Source organism: Saccharopolyspora griseoalba, from assembly GCF_042665275.1.
Lineage (GTDB): Bacteria > Actinomycetota > Actinomycetes > Mycobacteriales > Pseudonocardiaceae > Saccharopolyspora > Saccharopolyspora griseoalba.
On sequence record NZ_JBHTCJ010000002.1, the window covers coordinates 512446 to 524966 of the forward strand.

General features: G+C 70.9%; 15 protein-coding genes. 6 read left to right on the forward strand and 9 right to left on the reverse strand.

Annotated elements, in window-relative coordinates:
- Positions 1 to 39 precede the first annotated feature (39 nt).
- Together ACFQRI_RS06510 and ACFQRI_RS06515 are read right to left on the reverse strand one after the other, a co-directional pair.
- Positions 40 to 1533, reverse strand: coding sequence for a histidine kinase N-terminal domain-containing protein (locus ACFQRI_RS06510; RefSeq protein ID WP_380665497.1), 1494 nt, complete (start codon positions 1531 to 1533; stop codon positions 40 to 42).
- Positions 1534 to 1560: 27 nt separating this feature from the next.
- The gene (locus ACFQRI_RS06515) at positions 1561 to 1776 is read right to left on the reverse strand and encodes a biotin/lipoyl-binding carrier protein (RefSeq protein WP_380665499.1); all 216 of its coding nucleotides are present in this window, start codon (positions 1774 to 1776) and stop codon (positions 1561 to 1563) included.
- Between the two features lie 183 nt (positions 1777 to 1959).
- Between ACFQRI_RS06515 and ACFQRI_RS06520 the strand changes: the two genes are divergently transcribed.
- Positions 1960 to 2034, forward strand: a complete 75-nt coding sequence (locus tag ACFQRI_RS06520; protein WP_380665574.1) for a 50S ribosomal protein bL37 — start codon at positions 1960 to 1962, stop codon at positions 2032 to 2034.
- Between the two features lie 75 nt (positions 2035 to 2109).
- On the opposite strand, the gene rsrA is transcribed toward ACFQRI_RS06520, so the two are convergent.
- Both rsrA and ACFQRI_RS06530 read right to left on the reverse strand, forming a co-directional pair.
- The gene (gene rsrA, locus ACFQRI_RS06525; protein WP_380665501.1) at positions 2110 to 2439 is read right to left on the reverse strand and encodes a mycothiol system anti-sigma-R factor; all 330 of its coding nucleotides are present in this window, start codon (positions 2437 to 2439) and stop codon (positions 2110 to 2112) included.
- Positions 2436 to 3083, reverse strand: coding sequence for a sigma-70 family RNA polymerase sigma factor (locus ACFQRI_RS06530; RefSeq protein WP_380665503.1), 648 nt, complete (start codon positions 3081 to 3083; stop codon positions 2436 to 2438). Before ACFQRI_RS06530 ends, rsrA begins: the two co-directional genes overlap by 4 nt.
- 225 nt (positions 3084 to 3308) lie before the next feature.
- On the opposite strand from ACFQRI_RS06530, the gene ybaK reads away from it, so the two are divergent.
- Positions 3309 to 3785, forward strand: coding sequence for a Cys-tRNA(Pro) deacylase (ybaK, locus tag ACFQRI_RS06535; RefSeq protein WP_380665505.1), 477 nt, complete (start codon positions 3309 to 3311; stop codon positions 3783 to 3785).
- Between the two features lie 108 nt (positions 3786 to 3893).
- Here ybaK and ACFQRI_RS06540 read toward each other — a convergent pair whose 3' ends face one another.
- From ACFQRI_RS06540 to ACFQRI_RS06550, 3 genes are read right to left on the reverse strand one after another with little or no spacing between them, the layout of a single operon-like run.
- Positions 3894 to 4505: an alpha/beta hydrolase family protein gene (locus ACFQRI_RS06540; RefSeq protein ID WP_380665507.1), complete on the reverse strand. Its 612-nt coding sequence runs from the start codon at positions 4503 to 4505 to the stop codon at positions 3894 to 3896.
- Positions 4502 to 5218: an SOS response-associated peptidase gene (locus tag ACFQRI_RS06545; RefSeq protein WP_380665510.1), complete on the reverse strand. Its 717-nt coding sequence runs from the start codon at positions 5216 to 5218 to the stop codon at positions 4502 to 4504. Before ACFQRI_RS06545 ends, ACFQRI_RS06540 begins: the two co-directional genes overlap by 4 nt.
- 15 nt (positions 5219 to 5233) lie before the next feature.
- Complete coding sequence (locus ACFQRI_RS06550) at positions 5234 to 6001, reverse strand: SOS response-associated peptidase (RefSeq protein ID WP_380665512.1); 768 nt, start codon at positions 5999 to 6001, stop codon at positions 5234 to 5236.
- Between the two features lie 128 nt (positions 6002 to 6129).
- Here ACFQRI_RS06550 and aroA point away from each other — a divergent pair, with 128 nt between their 5' ends.
- From aroA to ACFQRI_RS06565, 3 genes are all read left to right on the forward strand, one after another.
- Positions 6130 to 7398 carry a 3-phosphoshikimate 1-carboxyvinyltransferase gene (gene aroA / locus ACFQRI_RS06555; RefSeq protein WP_380665514.1) on the forward strand — a complete coding sequence of 423 codons (1269 nt, stop codon included), beginning with the start codon at positions 6130 to 6132 and terminating at the stop codon, positions 7396 to 7398.
- A 16-nt stretch (positions 7399 to 7414) separates the two neighbouring features.
- On the forward strand, positions 7415 to 8422 hold the full coding sequence (gene rsgA / locus ACFQRI_RS06560) for a ribosome small subunit-dependent GTPase A (protein ID WP_380665516.1): 1008 nt from the start codon (positions 7415 to 7417) through the stop codon (positions 8420 to 8422).
- 190 nt (positions 8423 to 8612) lie between these two features.
- Positions 8613 to 9467, forward strand: coding sequence for an SCO4651 family lipoprotein (locus tag ACFQRI_RS06565; protein ID WP_380665519.1), 855 nt, complete (start codon positions 8613 to 8615; stop codon positions 9465 to 9467).
- A gap of 61 nt (positions 9468 to 9528) precedes the next feature.
- On the opposite strand, the gene ACFQRI_RS06570 is transcribed toward ACFQRI_RS06565, so the two are convergent.
- A complete protein-coding gene (locus tag ACFQRI_RS06570) occupies positions 9529 to 10032 on the reverse strand; it encodes a DUF6912 family protein (protein ID WP_380665521.1) in 504 nt (167 codons plus the stop codon).
- On the reverse strand, positions 10029 to 11465 hold the full coding sequence (locus ACFQRI_RS06575) for a WS/DGAT/MGAT family O-acyltransferase (protein WP_380665523.1): 1437 nt from the start codon (positions 11463 to 11465) through the stop codon (positions 10029 to 10031). The genes ACFQRI_RS06570 and ACFQRI_RS06575 overlap by 4 nt, the downstream gene beginning before the upstream one ends.
- 83 nt (positions 11466 to 11548) lie before the next feature.
- On the opposite strand from ACFQRI_RS06575, the gene ACFQRI_RS06580 reads away from it, so the two are divergent.
- Positions 11549 to 12310: a TrmH family RNA methyltransferase gene (locus ACFQRI_RS06580; RefSeq protein ID WP_380665525.1), complete on the forward strand. Its 762-nt coding sequence runs from the start codon at positions 11549 to 11551 to the stop codon at positions 12308 to 12310.
- Positions 12311 to 12521: the final 211 nt, after the last annotated feature.

Below are 12521 nucleotides of genomic sequence, written 5' to 3' on the forward strand. Positions count from 1 at the left end.
CACATCGACGCAGCGCGTGGCGCGCGCGACGGTCAACCGTCACCGCCGGTACTTGAGCGGCACCCGCAGCACCGCCTCGGTACCCTTCTGCCGGCCGCGACCACGCAAGCTCAGCGACCCGCGGAGCTCCGACTCCACGAGGGTCCGCACGATCTGCAGGCCGAGACGTTCGGCGCGCTCGAGGGAGAAACCCCTCGGCAGGCCGCGACCGTCGTCGGAGATGACGACGTCGAGCCAGCGCGCCGAACGCTCCGCCTGCACGATGACCTCTCCGCCCTGCCCTTCCGGGAAGGCGTGCTCCAGAGCGTTCTGCACCAGCTCGGTCAGGACCATCACCAACGGCGTGGCCAGCTCGGCCGAGACCACCCCGAAGCGTCCGTCGCGGCGGACCTTCACCCCGGTCTCGGCGACTGCCACGTCGCTCATCATCGGGATGACCCGGTCCACCACGTCGTCGAGGTCGACCCGCTCGTCGACCGACATCGACAGGGTCTCGTGCACCAGCGCGATCGAGGTGACCCGTCGCACCGACTCGTCCAACGCCTGCCGGGCCTCGTTGTTACCGGTGCGCCGCGACTGCAGCCGCAGCAGCGCAGCCACGGTCTGCAAGTTGTTCTTCACCCGGTGGTGGATCTCGCGGATCGTGGCGTCCTTGGACATCAGCGCCCGGTCGCGCCGCTTGACCTCGGTGACGTCGCGCACCAGGACCAGCGCGCCGGCCTCCTGGCCCCGCGGGCGCAGCGGCAGCGCGCGGAAGAGCACCGTGGCGCCCTTGGCCTCGGCCTCGATGCGCATGCTGGGCTGCCCGCCCATCGCCTTGCGCACCCGCTGGGAAACCTCGTCGGCGTCGAACGGGTCGTTGAGCAACGAGCGGGTCAGCGGCGCCAGCTGCGCACCGACCAGGTCGGCGGCATGGCCCATGCGATGGTAGGCCGACAGGGCGTTCGGGCTGGCGAACACCACGGTTCCGGAGCTGTCCAGCCGGATCAGCCCGTCGCCCACGCGCGGCGAGGTGTGCACGTCGGGAGCGGGCTCGGGTGTGGGGAACTCGCCGTCTGCGACCATCTGGCAGAGGTCGGCGGCACTGCCCAGGTAGGAGATCTCCAGCGGGCTCGGCACCCGCGGCACCGCGAGGTTGGTGTCGCGGCTGAGCACCGCCACGATCTCCTCGCCGAGCTTGACCGGGATGGTCTCCCGCCGGACCGGGACCCCGAGGTGCCAGCGCGGGTCCTCCTCGCGGCAGATGCGGCCCTCCGCGGCCGCGCGGTGCAGCTGCGGATGGTCCTCCCGGGTGGCCTCGGTGCCGACCACGTCCTCCGGGTGAGCGGTGGGCGCGGTGGTCGGCCGGGCCTGCGCGACGCAGAGGAACAGCTCCTCGGGCGCTTCCTCGGGACCGGTGGGCACCCACATCAGGAAATCGGCGAAGGACAGGTCCGAGAGCAGCTGCCACTCGGCGACCACCAGCTGCAGGTGGTCGGCGGCGGCGCCGGACAGTCGGGTGTGCTCGGCGAGAAGATCACTCAGCGTGGACAAGTGCGGCCCCTCCGGTTCGTGCGGTCGTCATTCCACGACCGCGATCAGATCGCCTTCCTGAACCACTTCACCGGGCTCGACCGCAAGGGTGCTGACCTTGCCGGCGGCCTCGCTGAGCACCGGGATCTCCATCTTCATGGACTCCAGAAGGACCAGCGAGTCGCCGTCGTTGACGTCATCGCCCTCGGACACCGACACCGTCATGACGTTGGCCACCATCTCGGCGCGGATCTCCTCGGCCATCTCTTCCTCCTCGTCACGGCCGCTATCGGCCCCCGCTTAGGAAACCACGACCGCCACCACCCGCCGACGGCAGGTAGTGGACATGTCAGACTGGAAGCTCGAAATCCCAGCGGAGACCGGGTGTGAGTTGATCACCGACGGTCACCGAACTGGTCGGTAACCCGAACTTGAGGGAGTCGCCACATGGGCAAGCGTGCGCGCAAGAAGAAGGACCGGCGCAAGAACAAGGCCAACCACGGCAAGCGCCCTCAGACGTGAGCGAGGCGGTGAACACCGCTACCGCACGCGAATGGCCCCGGACCAGCTGGTCCGGGGCCATTCGCGGTTCTGGGGTCATTCCGCCGAGGTCTTCTTGCGGACCTCGACCGAGGTGCCCTCGGGGCCGCGCTCGACGGTGATGTCGGCTTGGCTGAGCACCGCTTCGCGGATGGACGCGCGCAGGCGCTCCTTGAGCTCGGTGGGTGCGTGCTCACCGCTGCACTTGCGGTGCAGCAGGGCCTTGATGTGCTCCTCGATGCCGAAGTGCTCCAAGCACGTCCCGCAGCCGTCGAGGTGCTTCTGCACCGCGTCGCGGCGTTGCTGGTCGCACTCGTTGTCCAAGAACAGCCACACCTCGGCGAGCACGTCCTCGCAGGAGGCTTCGTTCGGCTCGCCGCAAATCATGAAGTGCTCACCTCCGGCTTGGTCTCCCGCAAGAAACCGCGATCACGGGCGACGTCGGTGAGCATCTCACGCAGCTGCCTGCGACCACGGTGCAGCCTCGACATCACGGTGCCGATGGGCGTGCCCATGATCTCGGCGATCTCCTTGTAGGCGAAGCCCTCGACGTCGGCGAGGTAGACCACCATGCGGAACTCCTCGGCCAGCTGCTGGAGGGCCGCTTTCACATCGGTGTCCGGAAGCCGGTCGAGCGCTTCGACCTCCGCCGAGCGCAGCCCGGTCGAGGTGTGGTTCTCGGCCTGCGCGAGCTGCCAGTCGGCGATCTCGTCGGTCGGCTGCTGTTGCGGCTGCCGCTGCCGCTTGCGGTAGCCGTTGATGTAGGTGTTGGTCAGGATCCGGTACAGCCAGGCCTTCAGATTGGTGCCCTGGGTGAACGACTTGAAGGCCGAGTAGGCCTTCAAGTAGGTCTCCTGGACGAGGTCCTCCGCGTCCTGCGCGTTGCGCGTCATGCGCAGCGCGGCACCGTAGAGCTGGTCAAGCAGCGGCATCGCGTCCCGCTCGAAGCGGGCCGCGCGCTGCGCTTCGCTCTCTTCCGGGACCTCGGCCACCTGGGTGGCCGGGTCAGGGTGCTCTGGGGTGCTTGGCACCAGGCTCCTTTCCCTCCGCCGAGACGGTGCGGCGGCAGACGACGAACCCATGCGCTCCTCCGCATGGTCCGTGTTCGAGGGTACCCGCGCTGTCCTGCAACTACCGGGTGGCGACACAGGCTCACGCGGGGGGCGGTCCAGCACGCAGGTGCTCTTCGAATCCATCGTCACGCCCCGTGCAACGCGGGGCTCCGCTGCGGAATTCCGGGCTCTAGAGTGACGTGCGTGGCAGGAAAAGGCACCCCGGCGACCGCGCTGCTGAGCAAGAAGGGCGTTGCGCACCGCGTGCACGCCTACGACCACGACCCCCGCTCGGACTCCTACGGGCTCGAAGCGGCCGAAGCCCTCCAGCAACCGCCCGAGCGGGTGTTCAAGACGCTGGTGGCCGAGATCGACGGCAAGCTCACCGTCGGCGTGGTCCCGGTCACCGGGCAGCTCGACCTCAAGTCGCTGGCGGCGGCCGCCGGGGGCAAGAAGGCCAAGATGGCCGAGATCGCCGACGCCGAACGCGCCACCGGCTACGTCGCGGGCGGCATCTCCCCGATCGGGCAGAAGAAGCGCCTGCCCGTGGTCGTGGACAGCTCCGCGCAGCGCTTCGACACGATCTACTGCAGCGCGGGGCGGCGCGGGCTGGAGATCGAGCTCGCACCGGCCGACCTCGTGGCGCTGCTGGACGGGACGTTCGCCGACATCTCAGGCTGACAGGAAGGTTCCCCTCCCCCGGTCAGCGCGCGGTGCGGCAGGAAGGTTCCCCTGCCCGGGAGCCCGGCCGACTGACAGGAAGGTTCCCCTCCTCAGGTCACGCCGGGCTCAGTCGATCAACCGCAGCACGCGACCGAGCCATTCCTGCGTCGCGCGGTGGACCGCGTCCACGTCGGCCTTCAGCGAGTGGTCGCCTGCGATGAGCACCACCTCGCGGTCCTGCGCGGGCGCGGGCTGGCCGAAGGCGTCCTTGTCCCCCTGCACCACCAGGACCGGCACCTCGACCCCGTCCAGCTCGCTCAACCTGGACTTCTCCGGCTTGCCCGGCGGGTGCACCGGGAACGCCAGGCACAGCACCGCGGCCGCCTGACCGGCTTCGGCCGTGCGGCAGGCCACCCGAGCGCCCGAGGAACGACCGCCGAAGATCAGCGGCAGTTCCGGGAACCAGCGCTCGCTGAGGTCGTCGGCGACCGCCTGCCAAGCCGCGTCGAGCTGCTTCGCCGGGGCCGGGGCCTTGCGGCCCGCGACCCGGTAGGGCTGTTCCACCAGGGCGACGTGCACTCCGGCCCCGGTGGCGGCGCGCGTCGCGGCGACCAGGTCCGGCGCGGCGGTGCCACCGCCGGCCCCGTGACCGAGCAGCAGGGCCGCACGGCCCTCCTCGGCGCAGTGCAGTTCGGCCCGGGCGGGGCCGTGCGGGGTGTCGATCTCGACTCTGGTCATGATTCGAACAACGCTACCTGCTCGGCCGGTTCGGGCACCGGATCTGCGGGTTCGAGCAGCTCGGCGTGGTTGTTGCGCATGCTGTTGACCTCCGTGGACACCGGGTGCAGCGTCAGCCCGCCCAGCACGCCGGGCGCGGGATCCAGAAGCTCGTCGATCTCGGTGCGCGCCGGGTCGAGCCAGTCGTCCCAGCGGTCCTCGGGCAGCACCAGCGGCATCCGGTGGTGGACGTCGGCGAGCTCGCCGCGGGCCTCGGTGGTCACCACCGCGCAGGTCACCAGCGGCCGGTCGGTCGAGTTCGGCGCCCACCACGCGGAGAACACCGCGGCCATCGCCAGGCTCCTGCCGTCGCTGCGCCTGCACACGTAGGGCTGGCGGCGCTTGTCGCCGGGCTGCCACTCGTACCAGCCGGTGGCCGGCATCAGGCAGCGGCGGCGCCGCGCCGATTCGGCGTAGGCGGGCTTGGTGGTGATCGACTCAGCGCGGGCGTTGATCATCGGCGGCCCGCCGGTGGCCTCCTTGGCCCAGGTGGGGATGAGACCCCACCGCACCGGGCGGACACTGCGCTCGCCGCCCCGCTCCACCACGATCGGCACGTTCTTGGTGGGCGTGACGTTGAAATCCGCACCGACCGCGCCCCCGGTGCGATCGGTCGCCGCGAACTCCTCGGCGAGCGCCGCCGGATCACGCCGGACGGCGTAGCGACCACACATCCCCACTCACCCGCTTCACCTCGACGATTCGGCGTCCAAACCTACCGCCGACGCCTCGGCCCCGGGATCGACGCGTTCGACGAGCTCGGCGCCGTTGTTGCGCACGCTGTTAACCTTCGTCGACACCGGCCGGATCTCCAGCGACTCGGCCAACTCGGCAGGCGGCGGCCCCAGCAGGCCGGACACGTCCGGCTGGTCGGGGTCGAGCCAGCGCTGCCAGGACTGGTGCGGCAGCACCAGCGGCATCCGGTCGTGCACGTCGGCCAGCGAGCCGACCGCGCTGGTGGTCAGCACCGAGCAGGTCACCAGCGGCTCGGCGTCCTCGACCTGCGGGTCGCGCCACGTCGCGTAGATGCCGGCCAGCGCCAGGCTCGACTCGTCCGGGGGCGTCATGAAGTACGGCTGCTTGCCGGTTCCCTCCCGCTTCCACTCGTACCAGCCGTCAGCGGGCACCAGGCAGCGGTAGCGGCGGATGGAGCTGCGGAAGGCCGGCTTCTCGGTGACCGTCTCCGACTTGGCGTTGATCATCCGGTTGCCGATGGACTTCTCCTTCGCCCACGGCGGCACCAGACCCCACCGCATCACCCGCACCGAGCGCTCGGTGCGCTCCAGGTCGGCGACGCCCTCCTCGTCGCGAGGATGCCGCTGCACGACGGTGAGCACCCGCTTGGTCGGGGCGACGTTGAAGTCCGCGCCCGGTGCGGCGCCGCCGGTGGCGTCCAGCGCGGCGAACTCCGCCGCGAGCTTGCCGGGATCCTTCGTGGAGGCGTACCTGCCGCACATTCGGCTCCAACCCCCTGCTCAGCGCTCCGGGTGATGTCCACCTCATCGTTGCAGCCCCGATCGCCGGAGGCGAGAGCTGCGCGGCCCCGGCGCTGAAACCCGCCGGTGGGATGCGGGATCATTGACCCATGACCCAGCTCTGGCCCGCACCCGTCGCCGACGCGCCCGTGCGCGCGACGGTTCCGCTGCCCGGTTCGAAGTCGATCACCAACCGGGCGCTGGTGCTCGCCGCGCTCGCCTCCGGCACCTCCACCCTGCGGGCGCCGCTGCGCAGCCGCGACACCGAGCTGATGGCCGCCGCGCTGCGCTCGCTGGGCGCGCAGGTGCAGGACGGCCCCGGCGGGTCCTGGCTGGTCGCGCCCGCCGAGCTGCGCGGGCCCGCGCACGTCGACTGCGGGCTGGCGGGCACGGTGATGCGCTTCGTGCCACCGGTGGCCGCGCTGGCCGAGGGCCGCGTCGAGTTCGACGGCGACCCGCAGGCCCGCAAGCGTCCGCTGGACACCGTGCTGGACGCGCTGCGCTCGCTCGGCGCCGACGTGGTCGGGAGCTCCCTGCCGTTCGAGGTGCGCGGCACCGGAACCCTGGTCGGCGGCGAGGTCACCATCGACGCATCCGCCTCCTCGCAGTTCGTCTCCGGGCTGCTGCTCTCGGCCCCGTGCTTCGCCGAAGGGCTCACCGTTCGCCACGTGGGTGAAACCCTCCCCTCGCAGCCGCACATCGACATGACGGTCGCGATGCTGCGCGCCGCCGGGGTCGAGGTCGCCGACGACGAGCCCGACACCTGGCGCGTGTCCCCGGGCCCGATCCGGGCGCTGGACCTCGACGTCGAGCCGGACCTGTCCAACGCCACCCCGTTCCTGGCCGCCGCGGCGGTCACCGGTGGCAGCCTCACCGTTCCCGGCTGGCCGGCCGAGACCACGCAGCCCGGCGACGCGATCCGCGACATCCTCACCCGCATGGGCGCCACCGCGACCCGCGACGAGTCCGGCCTGACCGTCAGCGGCCCCGGCGAACTCGCGCCGATCGACATCGACCTGCGCGAGGTCGGGGAGCTCACCCCCACGGTGGCCGCGCTGGCCGCGCTGGCCCCGGGGACCTCGCGGTTGCGCGGCATCGCGCACCTGCGAGGGCACGAGACCGACCGGCTCGCGGCGCTGGAAACCGAGCTCAACAAGCTCGGCGGCTCGGCGCGGCAGACCGACGACGGGCTGCTCATCGAGGGAGCTCCGCTGCACGGCGGTTCCTGGCACTCCTACGCCGACCACCGGATGGCCACCGCGGGCGCCATCCTCGGGTTGCGGGTTCCGGGCGTCGAGGTGGCCGACATCGCCACCACCGGCAAGACCATCCCCGACTTCCCCGGGATGTGGGCAGAGATGCTGGGGAAGCAGGCTTGAGCCCGGAGGCGGTCTGATGGGCAAGCGCGGCTGGCGAGACCTCGACGAATCCGATGTGCGGGTGCGACCGGGACGGAGCGGCAGCCGTCCCCGCAGCAAGCAGCGCCCCAAGCACGCAGACGCCGCCGAAGCGATGGTCATCGCCGTCGACCGGGGACGGTGGACCTGCGCCCTCGACGGCGACCCGGCGCGGGTGGTCACCGCGATGCGCGCCCGCGAGCTCGGCCGCACACCGGTGGTGGTCGGTGATCGGGTCGGCGTGGTGGGCGACGTCTCCGGCAAGCCCGACACCCTCGCCCGCATCGTGCGGGTCACCGAGCGCACGAGCGTGCTGCGACGCACCGCCGACGACACCGATCCCTACGAACGCGTGGTCGTCGCCAACGCCGAGCAGCTGCTCATCGTCACCGCGCTGGCCGACCCGCCACCGCGAACCGGGTTCATCGACCGCTGCCTGGTCGCCGCCTACGCGGGCGGGCTCGAACCGGTGCTGTGCCTGACCAAGGCCGACCTGGCCGAACCGGGTGACTGGATCGCGACCTACTCGTCGTTGGACATGCCGATCGTCGTCACCAGCCTCGACGAGGACCCCGAAGCCCTCCGGGAACTGCTCACGGATCGGGTGTCCGCCCTGGTCGGGCACTCCGGCGTCGGCAAGTCCACATTGGTCAACCGCCTGGTGCCGGCGGCGGAGCGCGCCACCGGGGAGGTCAGCGGGGTCGGCAAGGGCCGCCACACCTCGACCTCCGCGGTCGCGCTCCCGATGCCCGGGCGCGGTTGGGTCGTGGACACCCCAGGCATTCGCTCGTTCGGGTTGGCGCACATCACCGCGGACGACATCATCGCCGCTTTCGAGGGATTCGCCGAAGCGGCCGAGGAGTGCCCGCCCAACTGCGGCCACCTCGGCGGCGAGGACGACCCGGACTGCCACCTCGACACCTACGCGGCCGGCGACGGCGACGCCGATCAGCTCGTCTCGCTGCGACGACTGCTGCGGTCCCGGGCCGGCCTGGCCGAGGACTGAGCACCCCCGATCAGCACGAGGGGAACCTCGCGCGCGCTCGCGGTGCGAGGAAGGTTCCCTCGCTCGGCTGCGCAGCAGTCCCCCAGAAGGGCGCATTCGTGGCGGGTGGGCGCGGTTTCCCGTTGTTAGCGTTGGCCCGCGACCTGTGCGGGAACACCGCACGCCACCACCTGCTTCAGGAGTGCGCCCGATGTCCCGAGCTCGCACCAGGACTGCGGTGCTGTCCGCTGGTCTCGTCGTACTAGCCGCGCTCGGTGCCTGCACCGGTCAGCAACCGCCGGGGCCGACCCAGCCGATGGCCGTTCGGCCGGACCCGCGTCCCATCGCCGACGAGGTGCTGAACCGCGCCATCGAGCAGATCAACCAGCGCGGCACCGCTCGAACCTCGGTTCGCGGCGACCTCGGCATGGTCGGCGAACTCGACGCCGACGGAGCGGTGCGCTACGGGAACTCCCAAACCGACATCGAACTAGCAGGTCAAACCCACAGCAGCAGGCCGAACCCGCTGCAGCTCGCCGTCGTCGACGGCGTCGGGTACGTGAACACCCCGATGGCGCAACCGGCCCCGGGCAAGCCGTGGCTGCGCATCGACCCCGGCGCCGGCGACTTCGGTGCGAAACTGCTCGGCCCGGCGCTGCAGCAGATGCACCAGGCCGTCGACCCGCGGGCGACCTTCACCGGCGTCGAACAGGCGACCCGGGTGCAGAGCTCCGCCCCCGACGACGTCGACGGACGTCCCGCGACGCGATACGACCTGAGGGTGCGCACCGAGCAAGCGGCGAAGATGGCACCCGACGAGCAGCAGCGGAAGCGGTTCGAGGAGGCCGCGCACGCGGGCGAGCGGGAAATGGGCTTCCAGCTGTGGATCGACGGCAGCGGCGCACCGGTGAAGTTCACCGCGACCGAAGAGGTCAAGCAGGCGGGCCAGGTGTCGCTGACCTCCACGTATCGGGACTGGGGCAGCCCAGTGGCCATCGAGCCCCCGCCGACCGAGGAGGTCGGCGTCTTCGAGGACGCCCCGCCGGTCGCCCAGCCCCCGCGCTGACCGGAACGAGGACGGGAACCTTCCTGCCACCGACGTGACAGGAAGGTTCCCGTCCTCGTTCTCACATCAGTTCGAGGAGGAAGGGGACTTCCTGCGGGGCGAACCAGGCGAGCTCGTGGTCCTCGGCATCGCCGAGGGCGAGCTCCGCGTCCTGGTCGCCGAGGTCGGCGGCATCGATGACCTCGGCGGCCCCGCGCACCGCGTCCTCGGCCTCGCTGGCGTCCACGTGGACCGCGGCGATCTGCCGCCAGTTCACCTGGCCGGTGACCTTCACGACCGCGTGGTCCAGCTCGGGTCGCAGCGTGACGTCATCGACGTCGGCGGAGATCACCACCCGCCGCGGGGCTGTCTTGTCCTCGCCCTCGAGGGCCGCCGCCAGCAGCCGCAGGGACGCGCGAGAGGCCTCGCGCATCGCGGCGTACTCGAGCTCTTCGGTGTCGCCACTGGCGTAGGACTCGCGCAGCGCCGGAGTCAACGCGAACGCCGTCCCGCCGGGCGGCTGCAGCTGCTTGTCCGCCACTAGCTGCTCCAGCATCGGCAGCGTGGCAGGCAGGTAAATCCTCATGCGTCGACCGTCCCGATCATCTCGTCAATTGCCTCACCGACCAGCGACGCGAGCACCCCGACATCGGGCATGGCGTCGCGATCGGCGTTCAACCCGAAGTACACACCACCGTCGTAGGAGGTGACCCCGACGGACAACGACTGGTTCTTGGCCAGCGGGACCACCGGGAACATCTCCATCATCCTCGCCCCCGCCGCGTACAGCGGCACCTGCGGGCCCGGCACGTTGGTCACCAGCACGTTGAACAACCGGTCGGAGAACTGGTTGGCCACCCGTGCGCCGAGAGCGTGCAGCGTGGGCGGCGCGAAACCGGACACCCGCACCAGCGCGCCGGCCGCCACCGACTGCCCGGATTCCGCGTGGGCGCGCATGGCATGGCTGACCTGGTGCAACCGCACGGTCGGGTTTCCCTCCCCCACCGGCAGGTCCACCAGGTACGCCGAGACCTTGTTGCCGACCACGCCGACCGGGAGGCTGGCGGTGTCCTGGTAGGTCGCGGTCGCTTCGTCGTCGCCCGAGCGCACCGACACCGGCACCATCGCGCGCACCGTCGTCGACGGCGAGACCACCTCGCCCCTGGAGAGCAGCCAGTTGCGCAGCGCGCCGGTGACCACGGCCAGCACCACGTCGTTGACCGTGCAGCTGTGGGCCTTGCGGACCGCGCGCAGGTCGTCGAGCTTGGCCCTGGCCACCGCGAACCGGCGCTGGGTGGTCGTGGGCGCGTTCAGCGGACCGCTGGGAGCGGGAACGACCGCGGTCCGCAGGGCCGAGGCCACACCGCCGAGGGCGCGTCCGACCTTCCGCGCGGTGGCCGTGGCGTCGACCATGGCCGCGCGCACGTTCTCCGCGACCTCGCCGGGGCTCTGCACGGCGTCCGTGACCGCTTCGACGAGCAGCTCGTGCACGCGAGGCTGCGGGCGCGGCATCCACAGGTCGTCGGCGTCGCCGAGGTCGCGGTCCTTCTCGGTGTCGTAGATGACCTGCCCGATGTCTATGGCCCCGATGCCGTCGACCATCGCCTGGTGGGTCTTGGTGATCACCGCCACCCGGTTCTTCGACAACCCCTCCACCAGGTACAGCTCCCACAGCGGACGGCTCGGGTCGAGCTTGCGCGACATCAGCCGCGCCACCAGGTCGTGCAGCTGATCATCGGAACCCGGCTTGGGCAGCGCCGAGCGCCGGACGTGGTAGGTGAGGTCGAAGTCCTGATCGTCCACCCACACCGGGCGAGCCAGCCCGCCCGGAACCTCCATGACTCGCTGGCGGTAGCGCGGCACCAGCCTCAACCGCCGATCGATCAGGGACAGCACGGTGTCGTAATCGAACCCGCTCCTCGGGCGCCGGAAGACCGCCACGCCGCCGACGTGCATCGGGGTCGTGTAGTCCTCCAGGTACAGGAAGGAGGAATCGACTGCGGAGAGGCGATCTGACATGCCCGTGATCCTGGCACACATCCGCAGCGCTCCCGAGGGGTTCACCCGCCGGCCTGGTCAGGCCGCATGTGACACTTGAACACGTGACCAGCGAAGTTTCCCCGAAAGACCGATTCGTCACCGTCTACGGCCGCAAACCGGTGCTCGAAGCCCTGGCCGACTACGACCTGCGGGTCGACAAGGTGATCATCGCCGAAGGTTTGCGCGGCCCGGTCATCGAGGAGATCAAGGAGGCCGCCGCCGATCGCGCGGTCAAGGTGCAGCGCGCCAGCGCCCACCGGGTCAAGGTGCTCGCCGGGAACGGCAGGCACGACCAGGGCGTGGCGGCCGACGTCGTCGCCCGCAAGATGCGTCCGCTCGTCGACGCGCTCGCCGACCCGGCGACCGCCCCGAGGAACGTCCTCCTGCTCGACGGGCTGACGACGCCGGCGAACGTCGGCATGATCCTGCGAACGGCCACCGCCTCGGGCATCGACGGGATCGTCGTGCCGCACCGCGGTGTGGCCACCATCGACCCGCTGGTCATCAAGGCCTCCGCCGGGGTCGCGTTCCACGCGCCGGTCCTGCGCAGCCACACCGCCGGTGAGGCAGCCGAGCTCCTCACCGAGGCCGGCTACCCGCTCTACGCGTTGGAGGCGGACGCCCCGGACGACATCTACCGGGCGGACTTCGGCGATCGCGCCGTGTTCGTCCTCGGCAGCGAGACCACGGGGCTCTCCGAAGAGGTCAGCGAACGCATCGCGCAGCCGGTCTCCATCCCGATGGCCGGCGGCGTCGAATCCCTCAACGTGGCCAGCGCCGCAGCGGTCCTCTGCTTCGAACTCCACCGCCGCAAGCACACCTGAGCCATCAGCGGTGTGGGTCGGGTACGACACCCTTATGAGGTGCGGTACCCGGCCACACCGCCACCGCCCCCACGCCCTCGGGACGAGTGCATAAAAAAGTGGTGGGGTGGAAACACGTTAATGTTTCCACCCCACCACACAGGGAATGTGTCGGCGGTGCCTTACTCTCCCACACCCTGCCGAGTGCAGTACCATCAGCGCAAAGGAGCTT

Excerpts from the sequence above, each read along its gene's own strand:
- ACFQRI_RS06565 (WP_380665519.1), top strand. The coding sequence starts at position 8,613 with ATGTCCCGAGCTCGCACCAGGACTGCGGTGCTGTCCGCTGGTCTCGTC.
- rsgA (WP_380665516.1), top strand. The coding sequence starts at position 7,415 with ATGGGCAAGCGCGGCTGGCGAGACCTCGACGAATCCGATGTGCGGGTG.
- ACFQRI_RS06515 (WP_380665499.1), bottom strand. The coding sequence starts at position 1,776 with ATGGCCGAGGAGATCCGCGCCGAGATGGTGGCCAACGTCATGACGGTG.
- aroA (WP_380665514.1), top strand. The coding sequence starts at position 6,130 with ATGACCCAGCTCTGGCCCGCACCCGTCGCCGACGCGCCCGTGCGCGCG.
- ACFQRI_RS06575 (WP_380665523.1), bottom strand. The coding sequence starts at position 11,465 with ATGTCAGATCGCCTCTCCGCAGTCGATTCCTCCTTCCTGTACCTGGAG.
- ACFQRI_RS06570 (WP_380665521.1), bottom strand. The coding sequence starts at position 10,032 with ATGAGGATTTACCTGCCTGCCACGCTGCCGATGCTGGAGCAGCTAGTG.
- ACFQRI_RS06540 (WP_380665507.1), bottom strand. The coding sequence starts at position 4,505 with ATGACCAGAGTCGAGATCGACACCCCGCACGGCCCCGCCCGGGCCGAA.
- rsrA (WP_380665501.1), bottom strand. The coding sequence starts at position 2,439 with ATGATTTGCGGCGAGCCGAACGAAGCCTCCTGCGAGGACGTGCTCGCC.
- ACFQRI_RS06550 (WP_380665512.1), bottom strand. The coding sequence starts at position 6,001 with ATGTGCGGCAGGTACGCCTCCACGAAGGATCCCGGCAAGCTCGCGGCG.
- ACFQRI_RS06545 (WP_380665510.1), bottom strand. The coding sequence starts at position 5,218 with ATGTGTGGTCGCTACGCCGTCCGGCGTGATCCGGCGGCGCTCGCCGAG.